Origin of the sequence: Streptomyces klenkii (assembly GCF_003626645.1) — a bacterium.
Taxonomy (GTDB): Bacteria; Actinomycetota; Actinomycetes; order Streptomycetales; family Streptomycetaceae; genus Streptomyces; species Streptomyces klenkii.
In genome coordinates this window covers 113,094-134,399 of the sequence record NZ_RBAM01000010.1, presented here as the reverse complement: position 1 = coordinate 134,399, position 21,306 = coordinate 113,094, and the positions used below count along the sequence as shown (strand labels likewise).

Annotated in this window: 20 protein-coding genes; 18 read left to right on the top strand and 2 right to left on the bottom strand. The window is 70.7% G+C overall.

The features are described 5' to 3' along the window. The first annotated feature begins 212 nt into the window (after window positions 1-212). The 13 genes from D7231_RS24085 to D7231_RS24025 all read left to right on the top strand — a co-directional run bounded on the left by D7231_RS24085 (window position 213) and on the right by D7231_RS24025 (window position 14,033). Window positions 213-644: a VOC family protein gene (locus D7231_RS24085; RefSeq protein WP_158673811.1), complete on the top strand. Its 432-nt coding sequence runs from the start codon at window positions 213-215 to the stop codon at window positions 642-644. Further along, the gene (locus D7231_RS24080; RefSeq protein ID WP_120757626.1) at window positions 641-2,824 is read left to right on the top strand and encodes a PfkB family carbohydrate kinase; all 2,184 of its coding nucleotides are present in this window, start codon (window positions 641-643) and stop codon (window positions 2,822-2,824) included. The genes D7231_RS24085 and D7231_RS24080 overlap by 4 nt, the downstream gene beginning before the upstream one ends. Window positions 2,825-2,920: 96 nt before the next feature. Further along, window positions 2,921-3,487, top strand: a complete 567-nt coding sequence (locus D7231_RS24075; protein ID WP_120757625.1) for a GNAT family N-acetyltransferase — start codon at window positions 2,921-2,923, stop codon at window positions 3,485-3,487. Between the two features lie 45 nt (window positions 3,488-3,532). After that, window positions 3,533-4,564, top strand: a complete 1,032-nt coding sequence (locus tag D7231_RS24070; protein ID WP_120757624.1) for a glycosyltransferase family 9 protein — start codon at window positions 3,533-3,535, stop codon at window positions 4,562-4,564. Further along, window positions 4,561-5,643: a GNAT family N-acetyltransferase gene (locus D7231_RS24065; protein WP_120757623.1), complete on the top strand. Its 1,083-nt coding sequence runs from the start codon at window positions 4,561-4,563 to the stop codon at window positions 5,641-5,643. The genes D7231_RS24070 and D7231_RS24065 overlap by 4 nt, the downstream gene beginning before the upstream one ends. Window positions 5,644-5,670: 27 nt before the next feature. Continuing rightward, the gene (locus D7231_RS24060) at window positions 5,671-6,927 is read left to right on the top strand and encodes a DegT/DnrJ/EryC1/StrS family aminotransferase (RefSeq protein WP_120757622.1); all 1,257 of its coding nucleotides are present in this window, start codon (window positions 5,671-5,673) and stop codon (window positions 6,925-6,927) included. A gap of 115 nt (window positions 6,928-7,042) precedes the next feature. Continuing rightward, on the top strand, window positions 7,043-8,044 hold the full coding sequence (locus tag D7231_RS24055; protein WP_120757621.1) for a GNAT family N-acetyltransferase: 1,002 nt from the start codon (window positions 7,043-7,045) through the stop codon (window positions 8,042-8,044). Further along, complete coding sequence (locus D7231_RS24050; RefSeq protein WP_338419880.1) at window positions 8,026-9,537, top strand: GMC oxidoreductase; 1,512 nt, start codon at window positions 8,026-8,028, stop codon at window positions 9,535-9,537. The genes D7231_RS24055 and D7231_RS24050 overlap by 19 nt, the downstream gene beginning before the upstream one ends. A gap of 59 nt (window positions 9,538-9,596) precedes the next feature. Continuing rightward, on the top strand, window positions 9,597-10,463 hold the full coding sequence (locus D7231_RS24045) for a sugar phosphate isomerase/epimerase family protein (protein WP_120757619.1): 867 nt from the start codon (window positions 9,597-9,599) through the stop codon (window positions 10,461-10,463). A 55-nt stretch (window positions 10,464-10,518) separates the two neighbouring features. After that, complete coding sequence (locus tag D7231_RS24040; RefSeq protein ID WP_120757618.1) at window positions 10,519-11,490, top strand: NAD-dependent epimerase/dehydratase family protein; 972 nt, start codon at window positions 10,519-10,521, stop codon at window positions 11,488-11,490. Then, on the top strand, window positions 11,487-12,092 hold the full coding sequence (locus tag D7231_RS24035; RefSeq protein WP_120757617.1) for a D-glycero-alpha-D-manno-heptose-1,7-bisphosphate 7-phosphatase: 606 nt from the start codon (window positions 11,487-11,489) through the stop codon (window positions 12,090-12,092). The genes D7231_RS24040 and D7231_RS24035 overlap by 4 nt, the downstream gene beginning before the upstream one ends. Window positions 12,093-12,108: 16 nt before the next feature. Continuing rightward, window positions 12,109-13,095 (top strand): LLM class flavin-dependent oxidoreductase, encoded by a 987-nt coding sequence (locus D7231_RS24030; protein WP_120757616.1) that lies wholly within the window; start codon window positions 12,109-12,111, stop codon window positions 13,093-13,095. A gap of 77 nt (window positions 13,096-13,172) precedes the next feature. Continuing rightward, entirely contained in the window at window positions 13,173-14,033 is an 861-nt protein-coding gene (locus D7231_RS24025; RefSeq protein ID WP_120757615.1) for a hypothetical protein, read from the top strand. Between the two features lie 46 nt (window positions 14,034-14,079). Here the strand turns inward: D7231_RS24025 and D7231_RS24020 are convergent, their stop codons facing one another. Beyond that, the gene (locus tag D7231_RS24020) at window positions 14,080-15,303 is read right to left on the bottom strand and encodes a radical SAM protein (RefSeq protein ID WP_120757614.1); all 1,224 of its coding nucleotides are present in this window, start codon (window positions 15,301-15,303) and stop codon (window positions 14,080-14,082) included. Then, the gene (locus D7231_RS24015; protein ID WP_120757613.1) at window positions 15,300-15,752 is read right to left on the bottom strand and encodes a hypothetical protein; all 453 of its coding nucleotides are present in this window, start codon (window positions 15,750-15,752) and stop codon (window positions 15,300-15,302) included. Before D7231_RS24015 ends, D7231_RS24020 begins: the two co-directional genes overlap by 4 nt. A 228-nt stretch (window positions 15,753-15,980) precedes the next feature. Between D7231_RS24015 and D7231_RS24010 the strand changes: the two genes are divergently transcribed. The 5 genes from D7231_RS24010 to D7231_RS37750 all read left to right on the top strand — a co-directional run bounded on the left by D7231_RS24010 (window position 15,981) and on the right by D7231_RS37750 (window position 21,275). After that, window positions 15,981-16,667 carry a hypothetical protein gene (locus D7231_RS24010; protein ID WP_147449796.1) on the top strand — a complete coding sequence of 229 codons (687 nt, stop codon included), beginning with the start codon at window positions 15,981-15,983 and terminating at the stop codon, window positions 16,665-16,667. 11 nt (window positions 16,668-16,678) lie between these two features. Beyond that, window positions 16,679-17,227 (top strand): hypothetical protein, encoded by a 549-nt coding sequence (locus tag D7231_RS24005; RefSeq protein WP_120757611.1) that lies wholly within the window; start codon window positions 16,679-16,681, stop codon window positions 17,225-17,227. Continuing rightward, window positions 17,221-18,036: a hypothetical protein gene (locus tag D7231_RS24000; RefSeq protein ID WP_120757610.1), complete on the top strand. Its 816-nt coding sequence runs from the start codon at window positions 17,221-17,223 to the stop codon at window positions 18,034-18,036. Before D7231_RS24005 ends, D7231_RS24000 begins: the two co-directional genes overlap by 7 nt. 107 nt (window positions 18,037-18,143) lie before the next feature. Beyond that, window positions 18,144-20,111, top strand: coding sequence for an ABC transporter ATP-binding protein (locus D7231_RS23995; RefSeq protein ID WP_241999885.1), 1,968 nt, complete (start codon window positions 18,144-18,146; stop codon window positions 20,109-20,111). Between the two features lie 90 nt (window positions 20,112-20,201). Further along, window positions 20,202-21,275 (top strand): helix-turn-helix transcriptional regulator, encoded by a 1,074-nt coding sequence (locus D7231_RS37750; RefSeq protein WP_147449795.1) that lies wholly within the window; start codon window positions 20,202-20,204, stop codon window positions 21,273-21,275. The last annotated feature ends 31 nt before the right edge of the window (window positions 21,276-21,306 follow it).

Genomic DNA, 21,306 nt, shown 5'->3' with positions numbered 1-21,306 from the left:
GGGCACGTCTCCGAACGCCGGCTCGACTTTTCTTCCGCTCCCTCCATCGAGTGCGAGCACGAGCACGAGAACGGCCGAATCCGACCTGCCTTCGCGCACCGGCACCGTGCCGGTCCGGTGCCTTTCGGATTCTGTGACGTCAGATTCCATGAACGCGGATGCGGCCGTATCAGGTGGCGGAAATTCCGTCACTCCTGGAGGAGGATCGCGGCTTGGACAGTGAATCGCAAGACCGTGTGAACGCGGCTCCCTCGGTCACCGCCTTCGACCACATCAGGCTGGACGTAGCGGACATCGACGTCGCCGAACGGTTCTATGCCGACGCACTCGGGCTGTCCAGCGTCGTGCGCTACGACCTGGCCGATCGCGTCATCCTCCAGATGGCGCCGGACGGCAGGCCGGCGGGTGTCGAACTATGGCAGGAACGAGACCTCGTGCCGGACCCGCATCCGACTCACCACGTCGCTTTCCGCGTCGCCGACGTTCCGGCATTGGTGGAGCACATTCGCGCGCTCGGCTACCGGATCGTCACCGAGCCGCATCGCATCGCGCAGGAGACGGTGGCATTCGTGGCCGATCCGGACCACCACACCATCGAACTCAACGATTTCCTGGGACGCCCGACAGCAGGAGCACCGGCATGACGGCCGACACTTCGACTGCTACGGAATACCTGAACCAGCTCACTACGGCCCTGAGTGAGATCGACCTGTCCAGAGTCGCGAACTGGGGATCGCGGCTGGCTCGATTACGCGGGGAAGGCCAGCGCCTGCTGGTGGCCGGTAATGGCGGGTCCGCGGCGGAGGCCCAGCACCTGACGGCCGAGCTGGTGGGCCGGTTCCGGACGGAACGCTCTCCGATATCCGCATTAGCGCTGCACGCCGAGACGTCTTCGGTCACCGCGATCAGCAACGACTACGGCTACGAAGAGGTCTTCGCCCGGCAAGTCCGGGCCCACGCGCGCCCGGGCGACATCGTGCTGCTCATGTCCGGTTCCGGCCGCAGCCCCAACCTGTTGCGCGCCGCGGAGGCCGCGCGCGAGGCCGGCGCGGTGACCTGGGCGCTGACGGGACCGGCACCCAACCCGTTGGCAACGCTGGTGGACGAAGCGGTGACCGTAACGGCGCGGTCGTTATCCACGGTGCAGGAATGCCATCTCGTGGCGGTCCACCTGATGTGTGCCGCCGTGGATGCCGCCGTCACCCCGAGGGACGCCAGCGCCACGAAGGCCGCCGCGAGGGACACCACTGCCACGGAGGCGGCCGCCACGGAGTCCGTCGGTTCCACCCCGTCCGCCGCGCCGCCGCTTTCGTCTACTTCGTCACCGGAGCCGGCGAGGGAACGCCGGCCGGCCACGGCACGCAAGGCCCGCCCGGACCTGGTGGTGGTCGGCGACGCGTTCCTCGACCACGATCACCTCGGCCGTGTGGAGCGGGTCGCATCCGACGAGCCGGCCCTGGTCGTGTCCGGTGGCAGCACACACATGCGCCCCGGCGGTGCTGCACTGGCCGCCGTATTGACCGCGCGACAGGGCTACCCGGTCACCCTCGTCACCGCCCTCGGCAAGGACGCGGTCGGCGACCGGCTGCGCACGCTGCTGGACGAAGCGCGAGTCGAGGTGGTCGACCTCGGGCTGGACGGCTCGACCGCCGTGAAGACGCGGATCCGTGCCGCCGGGCGCACCCTGATGATGCTGGACGAGCACGACGTCTGCCCGCCGGTCGGGCGGGAGGGCGAATCGGCACTGGCTGCGGCACGGCGCGCGTTGACGGCGGCCGGCGGCATCCTGGTGTCCGACTACGGCCGAGGCGTCGCCGCGCATGCCGGCCTGCGTGCCGTACTGGCCGAGGCCGCCCGGCGGTCCCCGCTGGTCTGGGACCCGCATCCGCGCGGCGCGGCCCCGGTCGCCCATACGGCTGTCGTGACGCCGAACAGCCGCGAAGCCCGGGTGATCGCCTCCCTCGCGGGCAGCGACACGCTGTCCGATGACGTCGAGGCGGCACGCGCGGTGTGGGGCGCGTGGGGGCCGGTCCAGGTGGCGCTCACCCGGCACGAGCACGGCGCTGTCCTGCTCACCGACGCGGACATGCCGCCGCTGGTCGTGCCCACGAAGGTCGCCGCGGGACGGAAGGCCGACCCGTGCGGTGCCGGCGACTTCTTCGCCGGTCACCTCGCCGCCATGCTGGCCTGCGGCCGGCTGCCCAGCGAGGCGGTGACATCGGCGGTGGCGGCAGCGTCGGCGTACGTGGCAGCCGGTGGTCCCAGGTCCTTGGAGCACTCGCCGGAGGACCCGCCCGACGACGATTCAGCGATGACCGGGCCGGCGACTGGCCCGATGACCGGGCTCTCCAGCGGCGGGCCCGCGGCGGCCGCCCACGGAGCGGTCGAGCTCGCCGATGCGGTCCGTGCCAGAGGCGGCACCGTGGTCGCTGCCGGCGGGTGTTTCGACCTGCTGCACATCGGGCACATCCAGCTGCTCGAACAGGCGCGCAGGCTGGGTGACTGCCTGATCGTCTGCCTGAACAGCGACGACTCGTTATCCCGGCTGAAAGGCCCGTCGCGCCCCATCGTGCCGGCGGCACAACGCGCTCTCGTGCTTGAAGCGCTCGCCTCCGTGGACGCCGTTCTGGTGTTCGATGAGGACACCCCCGAAGCGGCCATCCGCGCGCTGCGGCCTTCGGTCTGGGTCAAGGGCGGCGACTACTCGGGCATGGAAATTCCCGAGAACGAGCTGGTCAGCTCCCTGGGTGGACGAACCGTGGTCGTGCCCTTCGTCGCCGGCTGGTCGACGTCGTCGCTGATCGAGTCGGCACGGACACGGTGATACACGGTGATGGCGAAACCCAAGTCTTCCGAAAGCGCGTCAGCCGGGGCGCGATAGCAAGCCGATCGCTGGAATGTCCGCAGGGATGGAGATCACGTGAGCATTGATACGGTCGTGGTGAGCAAGGACAAGCTGGACATGCTCATGCCGCTGATCGCCGAGCAGCAGTACGACTGCGGCAAAGAGGTCGACCTCGTCACCACCCGCACCTTCTTCGAGAGCATCGCCGACAATGGGGCGAGATTCCAGATGATGGCGGTCGAAGAGGGCGTCGCCGTGGGCTTCGTGATGGTCGATCCCCTCCCGAACCTTCAGTTCGCCGACAAGGTGGCGTACGTACACGACGTCTATGTGACCGAGTCCCATCGTGGTGTCCGGGGCATCGGAGCATCCGTGATCGCCGCGGTGTTCACGGAGTGCATGCGGCGCGGCTATGAGTTCGCCGAAGGCGAGACCGAGCCTGACAACCGTCCCGCGCGGGGACTCTACAAGCGCATGGCGCAGAAGCTGGGGATCGGCTGTAAGGAAGTGGCCTCGGTGCGCTACCTGATGGACCTTCGTCCCGGCATTGAGCGCGCGCACCGCGAGCCCGAGTACCTGGACCGGATCGCCACCCCCCGGCTCCTCAGCCGTCTGAGTGCCCGACCGGGAGCCGATAGCTAGACGCTGACCTGGAAGGTAGCTGGACGCTGACCTGGAAGGGCAAGCATGCGTACTGCAATGATCGTGATAAACGAAGGCGTGGGTAACGGGATCATTGTGGCGCCCCTACTGGCGGCGCTTGAGCAATGCCATCCGGAATGGCGCTACTTCATGGCGCCGAACATTGCGCTCGACACGGACTGGGTACGTTCGGCGGCCGGCATACAGGGTGCTTCCGGGATGTTCCCGGCACTGTGGCGACGGTTCCTGCTGGCTGACCGGGAGGCGCTGTGGAAGTTTATCGATCGCCATGGTGTGGAGCTGGTCGTCAACCTCAGGATGGAGTCCGCCGAAGAGGACGGAAACTACTTCGAATTCCGGGCGGAGGCGACGAAAAACGGAGTCGAGTGCTGGGATCTGCACGAATTAGGTGAGCGGCCCCGGCGGCTGCCCTTCGGTGAACAGGCCGCCGGTCTCCTGCGTGCGCACGACGTCCCCGTCGACCTGAGTCGCCCGGCCTGGCTCGCGGACCGGCGGAAACCCCGTCCGGGCGTGGTCGGTTGCTACGTCGGCGCCAGTGCCGCGGTCAAACGCTGGCCGCCGGGTGAGTGGTCGACTCTGATCACGCGGCTGGGCGACCGGGGGCTGACCGCCGAGGTCGCGGTCGGCCCGGGAGCGGACGAGCAGGCACTGGCACGCCGGCTGTCGTCATCGCCGGTCGTCTCCGACACGGTGTTCCTGCACTCCCTGGAAGCCCTCCGCGACTGGATCGCCGGGCTGGACGTGCTGGTCAGCAACGACACGCTGGCCGTACACCTGGCGGCCGCACTGGGCTGCCCGGTCGTCACGCTGTACCTGGCCACCGACGGTGCCATCTGGTCACCGGTGGCGGCCCCTGATGTCTCGCGGGCCGTGCAGAGCACCATCGCGCTGTCCTGTTCCTCCATGAAGCCGAACGGCACCTGCCGGCGCTACTACTCCGGCTGCCCGGCTCCGTGCGCGGCCGGTGTGCGCCCGGCCGATGTGCTGATCGAACTGGACCAGCTGGAGTGGAGCACGCGGCGAGCCGGGCACCAGGAGCAGGAGGTGGTCAAATGACCCGCCGGCGCGCGATAGCGGTGCTCGGTGGCCGGCCCGGCAACGCGGGAGGCGACGTCCTCCGGCTGGCGGAGAGGATCGGCGAAGAGCTCGCCAAGCGTGGCTACGGCGTGGTGAGCGGCGGCGAGGGCGGCGTGGCGGCCGCGGCGAACAAGGGCTGCCGGGCGGCCGGCGGCGACACCCTCGCGCTGCTGAAGTGGAACCGGCTGTCCGACGCCGAGGACGGGACCACCTGGGCCCTGCCCACGTCAATGGACCTGGCCCGGAGCAACATCCTCAACTGGTGCGGCGACGGCATGATCGCGTTCGAAGGCCGTTACGGCACGCTCACCGAGATCGGTCTCGCCCTGGACACGGGACGCCCGCTGCTGGTCCTGGGCAGCCACCCGTTCCTCACCGCCGAGGCGTTCGCGGCGCCCACGTGCCGCGTCGTGCCGGACCCGCGCCCGGAAGACGCCGCCGCACTGGTCGACCTGCTGGAAACGCTGATCGCGGCCGGCGAGCAGGAAGCCGTACGGCCCGGTGCCGCCGTCGTCGCGGACGACCAGACCGACGAGAGCGGCATCGGCCTGCGCCGCGCGATACCGGGAGACCTCGACCTGTTCCGCCGGGCGTTCGGCGACGCCGACGTTCAGGCGTGGCGAGCACTGGAACCGGCCGACGGGGTGCTCAGCCGGTTCCTTCACGAACGCTGCCTGATCATGCTTGAGCGCGATCGTCCGGTCGGCTTCCTGGAGTACCGCACGGAGGCCGACCCGGAGCTCGGCCACATCCACGTCGAGGCGGTGGCGGTGTCCGACGCGGCCGACCGGGGCCGGTCGATCGGGACCCGAGCGCTGAGGCTGTTCGCCGGATCGGTCTTCGCCGCCGGCCGGCACCGCGTCACCGCGGCGCCCCACCCCGGCAACGCGGCCGCCGTGCGGTGCCTGGAGAAGGCGGGATTCCAGCAGGTCGGCCTGATGAGGGCGTACGAACGCCACCATGGCACGTGGCGCGACGCGCTGCTGATGGATCTGCTCCCGAGCGACCCGGCCGCCGGAGACCCCGGCGCCCGGCAAGCACAAGAAACGACGTTTTAGACGTCTTGGACGAAAGGGGGGATCGCCATGACCGGACCAGGAATTTCCCGCTTCGGCCCGGAAGAAGAGGCCGAGGTGCTGAGCGTGCTACGTGAGCGAGAGCTGAGCCGGTACCGCTTCGACGACCACGACGGGGTCGCGCCGCTGTCGAAGGTCGCCCGGTTCGAGCAGGAGTTCCGCACCTTGACCGGTGCCCGCCACTGTCTGGGCATGAACAGCTGCACCAGTGCCTTGTTCGCCGGTCTGCTCGCCGCGGGTGTCGGTCCGGGCGACGAGGTGATCGTGCCGGGCTACACGTTCATCGCCCCGATCGCCGCAGTCGTGCACACGGGAGCCGAGCCGGTGCTCGCCGAGATCGACGAAAGCCTGCTGCTCGACCCGGCGGACGTGGCCGCGAAAATCACCGCCCGCACGAAGGCGGTGATCGCCGTGCACATGCTCGGAGCGCCGTGCGACCTCGACGCCCTGGGCGCCGTCACCCGAGAGCACGGCCTGCTGCTCGTAGAGGACTGCGCGCAGGCCGGTGGTGGCACGTACCACGGCCGGCACCTGGGCACGTTCGGCCGGTTCGGCGCGTTCAGCCTCAACGTCTTCAAGACCTTCACCGCGGGTGACGGCGGCGTGCTGCTCACCGGCGACGACGACCTGTACGAGACGGCGTTCGCCCTGCACGACCACGGCGCCGCGCCGCTGCGGATGGGCGTCACCGACGGGCCGCCGCTGTTCGGCCTGAACCTGCGGATGCACGAGCTGACCGGTGCGGTCGCGCTCGCCCAGGTGCGCAAGCTGCCGGACATCCTGCGGACGCTGCGAGCCAACCGGGACAAGCTGGCGGACGCGATCGGCGACCTGCCCGGGGTGACGCGCCGCCCCCTGCACGACCCGGACGGCGACTGCGCCACGGTGCTCGCGTACACGTTCGCGTCCGCGGCCACGGCCGGTGAGGTGGCAACCCGGCTGGGCACGATCACCTTGAACCAGTCCGGCAAACACCATTACGCCAACATGTCCCAACTGCGGCCGGATCTAACGGATCTAACGGTCCCGAGGGCATCGGAGACGCCCAGGCCGGAACGCGCCGTCCTGCACCGGTCCTATCCGCCGGGCAGCCTGCCGCGCACGGACGACCTGCTCAGCCGCAGCATCCTGCTGAGCGTCGGGGTGGTCGACTCCTACCTCGGCAGCGGTGTGGGCATCGACGTGAACGCCGACGACGACGCGATCGAGGCAGCGGCACGGCTGTTCAAGACCACGGTCGAGGACGCCACCAAGGCAGCGTTATGAGCGTGGGGAGGGATACCGCCAGGGATGCCGACGCCGAATTAGCCGAATTAGCCGGCTTAGAAGCGGCTCTGTCCACCTGCGTTGAGCAGAAGCTGTGGCGGATGGAGCGCGCCGGATGAGTACGGTGGCGTTCGCCTACGGCGTGCGGGCGGCGACGGACTTCCTGGACGCGCACCAGCTCTCGGCGCGGACGCCGTTCCAGACGCGCGGCTGGTGGCGGGCGTGGATGCGCGAGGCGGCGGACGCCGAGGGCGCGACCCCGGTGCTGATCCACATGACCCGTACCGGCCGGCCCGCCCTGGTGGCCGGTTTGCAGCTGCACCAGGACGGCAGCATGGCGGTCCTCCGCCCCTTGTCCTGGCCATGGGCCGACTACCACGAAGTCGCGGAGGTGGGCGACGCGTCGCCCACCGGCCCCGAGCCCGACATAGGCGGGCTGGCCGAGGCGATCGACCGGTGTCAGCGGGAATTCGGCGCCCGCCTGGAGCTGAGCAACCTGATAGCCGGAGGACCGCTGCTGCGCGCGGTGTCCGAGCTGGGCGCCGCGCCCCGGCCGTCGGAGACGGTCTTCCGGCTCGACCTCACCGACCCCGACGTCGTCCGGCGCGTCAGCGAACGGCGCGACATGCGGCGAAAGCGCCGCCGGATCGAGCGACTCGGCACGCTCCGGCTCACCTGCGCGGACACCCCGGCGCGGGCCGCCGCCCGTCTGCCGGCGTTCATCGCCCTGCACGTTCAGCAGTGGCGCGACCGGCCCGACGCGGTGGCGCCGTTCGACGGCGGCGTGGTCGACCGGACGTACGCGGCCGTCGCCGCCGAGCCTTCCAGCACCGTGCGATTGCACGAGCTGTGGCTGGACGAAACCCTGCTCGCCGGATGGTTCGGCTTCCGGCACGATCGCACGTACTACGCCTACCGCGCGGCCTACGACTTGAGCCACCGCCGCGACTCGCCGGGGCACCTGCTGACGGCCGCGATGGTCACCGAACTCGCCGCCCAGGGGACGGACACCTTCGATCTGACCCGCGGTGCCTACGCCTACAAACTTGAGCTGCCCAGCAGCAGCACGCTCACCATGGCGGCGAGTCTGGAGCAACCGTGCCGAGTGAACCACTGAACAGGGGAAGGGGAAGGGGAAGGAAGGGGAAGGCCTTGGTCGATGTAGAGACAGACGTAGAGACACTCGTGGTCGGTGCGGGAATGGCCGGTCTCGCGACAGCGGCGGAACTCGGCCGGCGGAGCCGCGGCTCGGTGGCCGTCTTGGAGGCCGGCCCGGACCGGGGCCGCACACACATCCAAACCGCACACTCCCCGGCCGAAGCGCTCCGGCTCTGGTTGCACCCGGACAGCGACCCCGACTTCCACCGTCCGTACCGGACAGCCGGCGGGGTCTACCGCGACCTGGCCGGACTGCGCCGCCGGGTCGGCGGTCGCTCGCTCTACTGGGGTGGCGTACTCCTCCCCATCGAGCGCTGGGCCCTCTCCGAGGAGTGGCCGGACGCGGTCGTCACCGCATTGACCGGGACGTGGGACGGCGGGCCGTCGCTGTACCAGCGGGTCGTCGACGACGTGGTCGGCTGGGGCGCCGAGCCTCCCGGAGCGGCCGGGCTGACCATCGGTGAGCTGGCGTTCGACCGCACGCCGCACGCCACCCGTACGGAACCCGGCGGCGGGTGGAGCGCGTTCAGTCCGCTGGCATGGTGGGACGGCGGCGACGACGGCTACGGCGACCCGAGGGTGCGCCGTGTGCCGATCCTCGCCGGCCATGACGTACTGGGGGTCCGTGTCGAACGCGGCAGGGCGACCGGCGTGCTGGTCCGCGGCGAGGACGGTGAGCTGCACGATCTGCGGGCGAACCGGGTGGTCCTGGCCGCCGGTACGGTCGTGAACAGCCGGCTGGCGATCCAGGCCCTGGCCGCCGCGGACGCCGACGTACCACGCGAGCTGCCTGGACTCGTGGACAAGATCTCACAAGGGTTCACGGTCGCCCTCACCGATGCCGAACGACTTCCCGACGCCGTCCGGGCGGCTGCCCGCGAGGGCCACGTCTACCACCGGACCGGCACCGTCGGCACCCGGTCCAACCAGTTCGTGCGATTCACCGAAAGCGCGGACGGCGGCACGGTCACCCTGGACAGCTGGACCATGGGCGAGCAGCGCCGCGGCCCGCACGGCCGGGTGCGGTGCGACGAAAGCGGCGCATGGCCCTGGCCGACGACCGTACACGCCCGCCTCGAAGCGGCCGACGAGGCGGTGCGCACCGCCCAGCAACACCTGCTCGGCGAATTGTGGGCCGAAATGACGCACCTGCTCGGAGTTCCGGCTGACAAGCTCAGCTTCTCGCCGCAGCACGGTTCGCCCGACCTGGCTGACCGGCTGACAGCGGTACGCAAACCGACGCCGCTCACCTACAGCTTCCCGCTCGGTTCCGAGCAGCACGAGGCCGGCACGCTGGCCCTCGGTGAAGTCCTCGACGAAGACCACCAGTTCACCGCAGTACGGGGTTTGTACGCGTGCGGCCCGTCGGTGATGCCACGCACCGGAGCGGCGAACCCGTCGATGACGACGCTCGCGCTCAGCAAACGGCTGGGAGCGATCCTCGCCGGGTGAGGCGCACCGGACGTAGAGGTCAGAGGTCAGTAAGCAGAGAGGGAGTTCCGGTGCAGGGAATGTCGATTGCGGTGTCAGGCACCGAATTCACGGACACCGACGGCGTGGACGGCCTGATTGAAATGGCCGGGTCCGCTCAGTGCGACGCGGTGGAATTCTGGCATCCCAAGAACGCCGTACGGGACGGTATCGACGCCGCACTCGGCAAGCTGGACCGTGCAGGGCTGCGGATAGCCTGCGTATCAACCCCCAGCCAGCTCTACGGCACGGGTGAAGCGGACGGCGTTTCGCTTCTCCACGAGGCGATCACGATTGCCGCACGGACCGGCTGCAAGCGGGTGAACACCTACTTCGGTCACGCGCCGGTGGTCGATGACCGGCGCGCCATCGCGGCCTACGCCGCGGCGCTCGCACCGGTCCTTGACCACGCCGCGGCCGAAGGCGTGGTGGTCGTGCTGGAGAACGAGTTCGACGCGTTCGGATGGGACCCGGCCGGATCCGACGTCAGCCGGCGGCCGGTGGCGCTGGCGGAGCTGTGCGCCAGGGTCGGCTCGCCCTGGTTCGGCTTGAACTTCGATGCCGCGAACTTCCTCTGCACGGCGGTCTCCCCGGCCCGCGACGCGCTGCCCCTGCTCCTGCCGTGGGTGCGCTATGCCCACGTGAAGGACGTGCGCCGGGCGCCGGCGGAAACCCCGCCCGACGGCTGGACCCGGTACACCGATCACGGCAGGGCCTACGACACGGCGCCGCTCGGCACCGGGGAACTCGACTGGCCGGCGATCATCGCAAGCCTGACGACCGCGGGCTACGACGGGTACCTCACGCTCGAACCGCACTGCGCGCGGTCGATCCTGCCGGCCGAGACGGCCAGGGCGGCCGACTACGTGCGCGACGTGATCAAGGTTCACGCGCCGTCCCACCAGTGACCCAGGAGCGCGTCGTGACCTCCGCTCACCCAACAGACAGGCGGACAGGCACACCATGAACCCGCACGTGCTCGTCACCGGCGCGGCCGGATTCATCGGCCGGCACACCACCGCGGCCTTCCACCGGGCCGGTTACGAGGTCACCGCACTCGACCTGCGCGCCGCCCCCGGGCACCTCGCCGGGTCAGTGCGCCGGCAGCGCACGCCGTTCGCCTCCCGCGACGTCCTGGACGAGATCGCCGCCGGCCGGTACCGGACCGTCGTCCACCAGGCCGGGATCAGCGACACCCGCGCGGTGGCGGGGCCGGAACTGGACGACACCAACACCCACGGCGTACTGCGGCTGGCCGAGGCCTGCCGCACCGGGGGCGCCCGCCTGATCTACGCCTCCTCGCACTCGGTCTACGGCACCCTGCACCACCGGGAGCCGATCCCCGAGCACGCCGACAGCGACCCCGCACGTTGCTCAGGCCCGCTGAATCCGTACGCGGCATCCAAGCTCGCCCTCGACCAGCAGATGCGCTCCCGGTACCGCACGGGCCTGGACTGGGTGGGTCTGCGCTACACCAACGTGTTCGGCCCCGATGAGACCGACAAAGGCCCCATGGCCTCGATCCTGTCCCAGCTCCTGCGCTCGGCCGCCGGTACCGGCGAAGTGCGCCTGTTCGACGACTCCCTGACCGCGGCCCGCGACTACGTCCCCGTCGAGACCGTCGCCGCCACGATCCTCCGGCTCGCCCGGCAGCAGGTGCCTGCCGCGGTCTACAACCTCGGTGCCGGCTTCGCCGTGTCCTTCGCCGAGATCACCCAGTGGTGCGCCCGCCTGCACCGCGAGACGAGAGGTGAGAAACCGCTGCGGGTGACGCTGATGCCGAACGCGGTCGCAGCCGCCTACCAGTACTACACGTGCGCGGAGATGACGGCCCTGGACACCGCGCTGCCCGGCCGGCCCACGGTCTCCCTCCAGGGCGTGGAAACCCGGGCCGCCGAACTGTTCCACGCCTTCGGCACCCGTGAAGCGGCATGAGCGATCCGGCGCGCGCCGGCGCCCGCGGGCGGCTGGCGGTGTTCCTCGACCGCGACGGCACCCTCACCGAACCCCGGCACTACCCGTCCCGCCCCGAGGACCTGGTACTCCAGGCGGGCATCGGCCCACCGCTGCGCGCCCTCCAGCACGCCGGATTCGCCCTGGTCGTGGTCACCAACCAGAGCGGGCTGGCCCGCGGCCTGGTCGACGAGGCCGCCGTTGCCCCGATGCATCAGCGGCTGCGGGAACTCCTGGCCCACCATCAGGTCCGGCTGGACGGCATCTACCTGTGCCCGCACCATCCGGGCGGTACCGTGCCGCGGTTCTCCCTCGCCTGTTCGTGCCGTAAGCCCGCCCCGGGAATGCTCCACCAGGCCGCCGGTGACCTCGGCCGTGACCTGTCCTCCTCGTGGATGGTCGGCGACTCCGCCTGCGACATCGACGCCGGCCACCGCGCCGGAACCCGCACCGCCCTCGTCGGCCCGCGGCCCCTCGCCGGTGTCGCACCGACCTTGTACCGGACCACGACGGCCCAGGCACTCACCGCGATCGTGAACGCGGGCATGAGCAAGAGCAAGAGCAAGAACCCACCGATCGTTTGATCTCTATGCTGGCGACATGATCAACATCCCCCTTTCAGCGCTGGAAGTCGCGATGGTGCAAACGGGCACCCGAGCCGTGGACACCCTGCGTGACACAGCAGCCTTCGCTCAGGCGATGGAGCGGCTGGGCTATCACCGGCTCTGGTACGCCGAGCACCACCACTCGCCCGCGATCGGCGCGTTTCCGCCGGTCGTCCTGACCGCACATGCCGCGGCTCTGACCTCGTCCATACGTCTCGGTTCGGGCGGAGTGCTGGCCCCCAACCATGCCCCCATCACGATGGCGGAGCAGTTCGGAACCCTGGCCGCCCTGCACGAGAACCGCATCGACCTGGGGATCGGCCGGGGCCCCGGGACCTTCGACGAGGCCACGGCGCGGGCACTGCGCCGGGGAGCCGGACCGGCGACGGACGAGGAGTACCGGGGCGACATCGCCGCGACCCTCTCCTTCCTGGTCGACGAGGTCGCACTCGGCCCGCTGCCGGAGCCGTGGCTGCTGGCATCCAGCACCGCGGGCGCCGCTCTGGCCGCCGAGCTGGGGTTGCCGATAGCCGTCGCGCACCACATCCGGCCGCAGAACACGCTCGCGGTCCTGGAACGCTACCGGTCGGCGTTCAGTCCGTCCCGCTGGTGCGAGGCACCCCGGGTGCTGGTGTGCGTCGAGGCGTTGTGTGCTGAGACGGAAGAGGAGGTCGCACGGCGAGGCGGACCGATGGCAGTGGTCAAGGCCGGGCTTCTCAAGGGCCGGAGCGAGACTCCGTTCCCCACGCCGGAAGAGGCGGCCGCCTACCCCTTCACGACGGAAGAGCGGCAAGCACTGGAGGCCTTCCGCGCACAGCAAGCCGTCGGGACGCCCGGGATCGTCGTGCACCGGCTCGCACAACTGGCCGATGAGACGGGAGCGGACGAACTCATGCTGACGTCACCCGTCTACGACCTCCACGACCGCATTCGCTCGTACGAACTCATCAAGCAGTACATCGAGAGCACCCCCACGCCGTAGGGGACAGCCGGGAACGACGCCGGCGTCCGCACATGGGGCAGGCGCGGCTTTCGTACGTGCGTACGTAGGATCTCGGCGTGACAGAGATCGATTACGGACGTTTCCACGAGTGGCTGGAAGAGGCACGGAGCGCGGCCGCCGCCGGCAGTACGGACGGTGGCGGCGCGCGCTGGGACCTGCTGCGGCGCTTCCAGCAGGAGTGGGGGTACGAACCTGCCGGCCACACGGAGTCCGATGCACCGGTAGACGAAGAAGCCGGCGACGACGACGTCGACAGCTCGCTCGCGATACCTGCCGCACTGGACGAGTGGTGGGCCCTGCCGTGCAACTCCTTCGCCGACCGGGGGGAGCTGTACGAGACCAATCCTGTCTGGCCTCCCACTGTCCGTCCGGATCCCACCGGCTACGGCGTCGCCGGCGCCCTGCCGCAGGTGAACCCCTTCGTCGGGCCGGACGAGGACCTGCGGGTGTGCGTCTTCATGGCGGAGAATCAGTACTGCAACGAGTGGGGCTACCCCGCGGCACGCAGCGGTCTCGCCGAACCGCCGGTCCTGGTTTCGGCGCGGGATGACGACGGACAAGAGGTGTGGCTGTTGCAGAGCCACTCGGTCTCGGAGTTCTTCCTGCACCTGGCCGTTACGCGGCTGCCCGCCCACTACGCATGGACCGTCGAGGAGGGTGTGGTGAGTCCGCAGGTCGTGGCCGGACTGCGGGAGCATCTGCGCCCGCTGGGCCTGCTGCCGTGGCGCGAGCTCGGAGCCCGTACCGAGTTCTGGGGCGGGCCGGATGTCATCGTGGCCCACAACACCGGTTACGGCGACTCCGAGCTCGTCGCGTACGGACGCACTGAGCAGGCCCTGCAACGGCTCGCCGAGAAGCTCGGGGTGGACTGGTCGGAGTGGATCTGCGCACCGGAGAGCCACGACGAGGAGGGTTGAGGCCACCGACGTGCCCGGCCGCCGCAACGCAGAGCGGGGCCGGCACTCATCCGACCGCACGCTGCTGGAGCAGGGTGCGGTCCAGGCGGCGGGACACGGTGTCGACGAGGCCGAGAGCGGTGAGCCGTTCCTCGATGTACCGCTGCACCGGCAACGCCACCCCGCACAGCAGCCGGCCGGTCAGGGGATCCCGCCAGCGCTGCTCGGGCGTGGACTCCGCACTGAAGAAGCCGGTGCAGGAGCCGTGGAAGCGGCAGCCGGTGCAGGTGTCCAGGACCCTTCGGCGGGACTGGCGCAAGGCTTCGGCGAAGCCCGGGGAACGTCGCATGCGGGGGACGGTCTCGGTGAAGATGTTGCCGTGCCGCAGGGCCGGGTCGTAAGCGTCGCCGTTGGAGTAGACGGAGCCGTCCGTGTCGACGATGAAGATGGTCTCTCCGTGTTCCTTGTCGTAGTAGCTCCGTTGTTCGCCGGAGAGCGCGTGGAGGACATGAGCCGCGTAGCCGTGGATCGGCTCGACGCGGATGAAGCTGTCCGAGCTCAGCCACCGGTCGGTCACCGTCTTGAGCGCTTCGACGATCTCGGCCGCCTCCAGTTCGTGCGCGGCCTGCTGTCCCGCATATCCCGTCCGGTAGATCGGCAGGAGCCGGAACCCCAGGTCCGTGTCCTCGAAGAAGCGGTGGATCGCCGCGACGTGGGGTGCCGTGGCACGTGACAGGACGGTGATGCACCCGAAGGGCACGCCCGCGTCTCTGAGCTGCTGCATGTGGGTCAGGATCCGTGGCTGGGCGGAGCGGCCGGCGATGTTCACGCGCTGGCCGCCCACCAGGTCCACGGAGACGCCCACCTCGTCGAAGACGTCCCGCATCAAGGTGATGTCGTCGTCGGTGAGCCGGTAGAGGTTGGTCTGGACGGAGTTGGCGTACGGGACTCCGGCCGGCTCCAGGAACTCCTGCTGAGCCTGCTTGACCTCGTGATAGAAGCTTCCCGGCATCAGCAGCGGCTCGCCGCCGTGCCAGACGAAGTCGGCCTCCCTGCCGGGCTGGTCCGCCAGCCACTCGCCGACGTGCCGGATCAGCGTGCGGACCTGCGGTACCGACATCGCGGTCCGGTCGCCGAGCGAGGGGAATTCGTAGCAGTACCGGCAGCGCAGGTTGCAGAACTTCGACACTTTGACGACGAGTTGCAGGTGCGACGGCCATGGCGTCCGCCCGGAAGGGAGGCGGGCGCTGTGATCCGCATCCCGTCGCGGCGCGGCGGCACCGGTGCTCATGCCGGTCCTTCGCCCAGCGACGACCGCAGCCGCGTGTACGCCTCGCCGACGTCCACCCGGTGGGGCGAGCACAGTCGCGCGTCGGGGGTGCCGAGAAGGTCGTCGAGGTCGTCCGCGCCGAGCAGCGCGGTCGCCTTGTCCGGGAACCTCTCGTGCCACCCTCGCCCATTGCGCACGTACTCGACCCAGACGTCGGGGTAGGGCGACTCGGGCCACATCCGTACGGGGGACCGCAGCTTGTCGACGATCGCCATACGGGATCGCCGCGTCTTCCACTGCTGGGCCTCCGCGGTGTCCGGAGCGCCCTCCGGGCGGGCGTCGTCCGCGGCCGCCGCCGCGCCGGTCGCCGGCTCCTCATCGCGTTGCAGTGCGAACAGCCGCAAGTACGCGCTGCGGGAGGCGCCCTGAAGCCCTTGCGTCCGCGTGTCCGTGCAGGTGATCTCGCTCATTCCGGCCGGCTCCGATCTCGCTCGTGGGGGCTGGATCGCCCCTGGCCTCCATGACAGACGGATCCGGCGACTCCACCAACCCCCCAACTTTGGGGAGTACACCCGGGCACCCCCATAGCCCGAGACTTCCCAGCAAGCCCTTCACCGGGCACGGGAGTCCTTCGAACGATCGGAGTGCATGCGATGATCGCGTCAGGTACAACGGCCGCAGCCGTCAGCGTGGACGTGGTGACCGTCCCGCCCGATGCCGCAGGCGTGGAGGACGGCGGCATGCTGCCACCTGCGGGATCGCTGGTGATCTACACGGGGGACGCTTCCTCTCGCACGTGGCGAGGACTGCGCGAGGCGATCCTGCGTGCGGACTGGCAACCGGTACGCGATACGCCCGGCCCGAAGCGCCCCGCGAAGATGGTGGCCGCCTCGCACTTCTTCGACGTGCGCTGCGCCGGGCACACGCTGGTGCGTGACCTGGTGCTGCCGGCCGGGACGCCGTTCAGGACGCTCACGCTCCCCTATACCGGCGGTCCGGTCGCGGATGCGGACTTCGATGTCGTCGAACACATCGACCGGGGCGCATCCGAGGTCAGGACGGAGCACCTGCTGCTGCTCCGGGCGCCCGAGCTGAGCAGGGTGGAACGAGAGCTGCTGGAGAGCGTCGGCCCGGAGCTCCGGCACATCCACATGGGACCGCCACGGCCCTGCGGCTCGTACACCACGATGGAGCAGGTCACCGCGGTGGTCGAGCGGATGGCGACGGACGCCGTCAGGGACAAGCATCGCGCGGGGGTCGTCCCCGGCGAGCGTGCCATGGCGCTGCCGGAAGCGGTGGCCGGTGAGGCCACAGGGCAGCAAGGCGATCTCGCGGCGAGCGTGGCCCGCCTGCTCGCGACGCGCCGGCGCCTGCTCTTCGGCTAGGAGCGGGCGGCGTGGGATCCGTGATCGTGGCGGTCCTGCTGGCCGCGTGGCTGGCGGTGACCGTCCTGGCGGCCCTGCCCCGCATCGGCGGGGGTGTGCGGGGCAGGGTTCCCGCCTGGTTCTCTCCGCTGGTGCCGTCCTGGGCGTTCTTCGCGCCCAGGCCGGCGACCAGGGACCAGGTGCTGATGTACCGCGACTTCCTCGCCAACGGCGCGTTCGGTCCGCTGCGGGAAGTGTGGCCGGGAGGCGGTCCCGGCGGGCGGGCGGGCAAGGCGGTGTCCGACACCGTCGGACATCTGCTGGAGACGGTGGGCAAGAGCCGGCGTGCCGGCCGGGCGGGCGGGCCGGAGGAAGCCCGGCTGCGTGACGCGCGCCTGATGATCAGTACGCCCTATCTCCTCCTGCTGGGCCGGGCGTGCGCCGCCCCGCACGACGCCGCTGCCGTCGGCCTTCAGTTCGCCGTCGCCTTCGCGAGCCTGCGTGAGGAGGAACCAGAGGTGGTCTTCGTTTCCGCGGTGCACCGGCTGGAGACCGGCGTACCCGAGGGGGTCCCGTGCTGAGCGCGGCCGGCCCCTTGCTGAGCGGAGCCGAGGCGGCCCGGGCGGTCCTCGCGCTGTCGGGCCCCGGCCTGGCGGTGGCGGCGGCACGCGACCTCCGTCAGGCCCGTGAGTTCACCGGCGGCGGTGTCCTGTCATGGGCGGTGATCGGCACGAACTGGCCCCGGCAACTGGCCCCGGTCGGCGCGCTCCTGGTGTGGGAGCGGTACCGGGTGGTCCTCGCGCTCCAGCTCACCGCGGGCGTCGTCGCTCCCTTCGCGGCGCTGACACCGGGAAGCGGCGCCGCCGTGGTGGCCTGGCTGCTGCTGGCCGCGGCGCTGCTCTCGCTGCACCGCGGCGGCTACGGCACCGACGGCGCGGACCAGATGTCCGCCCTGGCCGTCCTCTGCGCCGCGGTCACGCTGAGCGTCGGCGGCACGATCGGCCGGCTCTTCCTGCTGTTCCTGGCCTGCCAGCTGCTGCTGAGCTATCTGATCGCGGGGGCGGCCAAGCTGGTCTCGCCGGTGTGGCGCGACGGTTCCTGCCTGGCGCAGATCCTCTCCACCCACTCCTACCGCTCGCCCCGGCTCGCGTCGCTGCTGCGCTCCCGGCCACGGATGGGGCTGCTGCTGTCGTGGGGCGTCATGATGCTGGAAGTGACGTTCTGGTGTGCCGTGTTCCTGCCGAGCGGACCGATGTGGGCCTTCCTCGCCGCCGGCGCGGCGCTCCACCTCGGCATCGCGCTGACCATGGGGCTGCACACCTTCGTGTTCGCGTTCCTCAGCGCGTATCCGGCGCTCGTGTTCACCGCTACCACCTTCGCGAGGTGGTAGCCGGCATGCGTCGCCGATACGTACGCGGCCGGCGGGCACAGGAACACAGCCGGCGGGCACACGAGAACGGGGAGAACGACGGGTGCGAAGACGGGTGCGAGGACGGCGTGCCCTCATCGGATTCCGATTCCGAGCATCTGCTCTTCGGCGGCCCCCTGCGCTACGACACGGGCTGGGCCCGGCACGAAGAGGCGTACCTGGAACTGAGCCTGCGCGCGGTGATCTGCCGGCTGCCCCGGCTGCTGGCATCCGGCTTCCGCCTGGCGTGGCGCGCCGACCCCTACGCGGCACGCGCCCTCGTCGCCGCCAACGCCGGCCGGGGTCTGACCCAGGCCGTGGGGCTCCTGGCGGTGAACCGCGTCCTGGCCGTCCTGATGACCGGTGCGACGCTCGAGGACCGTCTGCGCAGCGCGCTCCCCTCCCTGTTCGTCATGGCCGTGGCCGTGTCCGCGGGTGCGCTGCTGCGGGCCGCGTCGACCTACGCGGCCGGGCGGCTGGGACCGCGGGTCGAGCGGGCGGCGACCGAGCTGTACCTCGAACGGGCCGCACAGGTGGAACTGGCCGCGATCGAGGACGACCGGTTCCGCAGACTGCTCGATTCGGCACGGTACGGCGCGGCCTCGGCCCGTCGCATGATGGACATCGGCAACCGCGTCATCAGCGCGGTGATCTCCTTCATCGCCGCCGCGGGCGTGCTCACCGTGCTGCACCCCGTCCTGCTGCCCTTGCTGGCCGCCATGACCCTGCCCGGCACCTGGAGCGCGCTCACCACCGCTCGCCGCCGCTACCGGTCCTTCCACGCCTGGAGCCGGCACACGCGCGCCGGCGGCCTGCTCGGCCACATGCTGACCGATACCGGTGCGGCGCCCGAGATCCGTGTGCACGGAGTCGGCCCGTTCCTCCTGCGGCACTTCCGCTCCTTGTCCGAATCCGCCGAAGCGGAACAGACCCGGCTGGCCCGGCTGGAAGCGCGTACCGGCCTGATCGCGGCCGGCCTGGCCGGTGCGGCGACCGCCGCCACCTATCTGGCCCTGGGCGGCCTGCTCCTCGGCGGGGCGATGGAGCTCTCCGTCGCCGGAACCGCCGTGATCGCCATCCGCACCGGCTCGTCGAGCCTTACCGCACTGGCCCTGGAGGTCAATGCCCTGCACGAACAGGCCCTGTTCGTCGGTGATCTGGACCGGCTGTGCGAAGAGGCGGCGCGGCGTACCCCGCCCCCCGGAACCCTGGCCCTGCCCGACCGGCCGGAGAGGATCCGCTTCGAGCACGTCACCTTCACCTATCCGGGCGACGGCGCCACCCCGCCGCGGACCCCGGCCCTGGATGACGTGACGCTGACCGTACCCACCGGGAAGATCGTCGCGCTGGTCGGCAGCAACGGTTCGGGCAAGACCACCCTCGCCAAGCTCCTGGCCGGCCTGTACACCCCGCAGCAGGGCCGCGTTCTGTGGGACGAAACCGATGCCGCACTGGCGGACCGGCGGCAACTGGCGGACCGGGTGGCGATGGTGGCGCAGGACTTCACCCGGTGGCCGTTCACCGCGCGGGTCAACATCACTATCGGCCGCCCCGAGGCGCCGTCCGGCGACGCGCGCATGGCGAGCGCGATCCGCCATGCCGGGGCGCAGGACATCATCGACGGCCTGCCCCGCGGTCTGGACACCCTCCTGGTCCGCGGCTTCCGCGGCGGTCACGAGCTGTCGGGCGGCCAGTGGCAGCGCCTCGGCTTCTGCCGCGCCGCCTACCGGCAGGGACAGATCCTCGTCGTCGACGAACCCACCGCCGCACTCGATGCCCGCACCGAGCTGAAGGTCTTCGACGAAATCCGGTCCCTGGCCGACGAGGGCAGCACCGTCCTCCTCATCACGCACCGCCTCGCCTCCGTCCGGCACGCCGACCTCGTCCACGTGCTCGACAAGGGGCGCCTGGTGGAATCCGGTACACCGGCCGGCCTCCTGGCGTCGGGCGGGTTGTACGCCGAGCTCTACACGCTCCAAGCGAGCCAGTACGCCTCCGGTGATCCGCCCCGCGCGAGCGCCGGCCGGCCGGTGGGCTCCGGCGCCGTCGACTGCTGAGTTCCCAGTGTCCGAATGCCCAGTGCCCGAGTGACTGAGTGTCGGCAGGAGGCTGGACCGGTCAGCGAGCCCGGGCCGATAGTCGTGGGTGTGGTGGACATAGACCGGGTCGCCCGCTGCCTGCGGGCGGCGACGGGAGAACACTTCGTACGGGACGAGCTGGCCACGCTGGTCTCCGAAGCGATCGGTCCGTGGGTCCCGCACGACGCGTTGCGCCTGTTCGGAATGAACCCGGTCACCGGGGCGGTCTCGTACGGCTTCCTGCACGGCATCAGCCCTGACCTCATTCAGGCGCAGCTGTTCGACTCCTACCTGCGGGACGACCCCTTCAGCCCGGCCGACGTCGGCCGGTTACGGACGCCCGTCGGGCTGCTCGGCGGCCACGACCGTGAGACGCCTGGACACGTGCGTGCACGGCAGACACTGGCGGCACACGGAGCCGGCTGCGAGGCACGGTTGCTGCTGCGTGATGGCCAGGGCTTCTGGGGGCTGCTCGCCCTGCTGCGGGGCGCGGGATGCCGGAACTTCGACCGTGACGACGCGGACCGGCTCGCCGGGATCGCCCCGCTCCTGGTCGACCTGTTGCGCACGTACGCCACCGGGCAGCCGTGGGGCGACGGTGAGCCACTGCCGCCGGGCGTCGTCATCGTCGGTCCCGACCATCGCGTCCGCTCCCTCACACCCGAAGCGCGCGCCTGGATGCAGGCGATCGACCCGGTACGGGGCAGGGCACCGGAGTGGATGCCCGCCGTGTCGATGCTCGAGGTCTCCCTGGCCGCGCGTCGCCACGCGGTCGACCCGGGCGCGCCGCGTCCGGTGTCGGTCAGTCCTGCCGCTTTCCTCGGGCGCCGGGTGTCCGTGCACGCCCAGCCCCTGGACGAATACGGCGAGGGTGATGTCGCGGTGGTCTTCCACGAGGCCACCGGCACCCTGGTCCTCCCGACGTTCGCGGCATGGCACGGTCTCACCGCCCGCGAACGCCAGGTCCTCCAGTTCCTGTACTCGGGCGAGGCCCCCAAGCAGATCGCCCGCGGCCTGGACCTGTCGCTGCACACGGTCAACACCTACGTCAGGGCGGTGTTCCGTAAGAGCGGAGTCAGCGGCCGCGATGAACTGCTCGCTGTACTCGACGGGCCCGGGCGGGCGGCAGGGGACCAAGCCTGACGGCAGGCCCCTGGAAGTCGCAGCGCGGCCC

Excerpts from the sequence above, each read along its gene's own strand:
- D7231_RS24020 (WP_120757614.1), bottom strand. The coding sequence starts at position 15,303 with ATGAGCACCGGTGCCGCCGCGCCGCGACGGGATGCGGATCACAGCGCC.
- D7231_RS24070 (WP_120757624.1), top strand. The coding sequence starts at position 3,533 with ATGCGTACTGCAATGATCGTGATAAACGAAGGCGTGGGTAACGGGATC.
- D7231_RS24035 (WP_120757617.1), top strand. The coding sequence starts at position 11,487 with ATGAGCGATCCGGCGCGCGCCGGCGCCCGCGGGCGGCTGGCGGTGTTC.
- D7231_RS24080 (WP_120757626.1), top strand. The coding sequence starts at position 641 with ATGACGGCCGACACTTCGACTGCTACGGAATACCTGAACCAGCTCACT.
- D7231_RS24040 (WP_120757618.1), top strand. The coding sequence starts at position 10,519 with ATGAACCCGCACGTGCTCGTCACCGGCGCGGCCGGATTCATCGGCCGG.
- D7231_RS24030 (WP_120757616.1), top strand. The coding sequence starts at position 12,109 with ATGATCAACATCCCCCTTTCAGCGCTGGAAGTCGCGATGGTGCAAACG.
- D7231_RS24065 (WP_120757623.1), top strand. The coding sequence starts at position 4,561 with ATGACCCGCCGGCGCGCGATAGCGGTGCTCGGTGGCCGGCCCGGCAAC.
- D7231_RS24060 (WP_120757622.1), top strand. The coding sequence starts at position 5,671 with ATGACCGGACCAGGAATTTCCCGCTTCGGCCCGGAAGAAGAGGCCGAG.
- D7231_RS24015 (WP_120757613.1), bottom strand. The coding sequence starts at position 15,752 with ATGAGCGAGATCACCTGCACGGACACGCGGACGCAAGGGCTTCAGGGC.
- D7231_RS24045 (WP_120757619.1), top strand. The coding sequence starts at position 9,597 with ATGTCGATTGCGGTGTCAGGCACCGAATTCACGGACACCGACGGCGTG.
- D7231_RS24055 (WP_120757621.1), top strand. The coding sequence starts at position 7,043 with ATGAGTACGGTGGCGTTCGCCTACGGCGTGCGGGCGGCGACGGACTTC.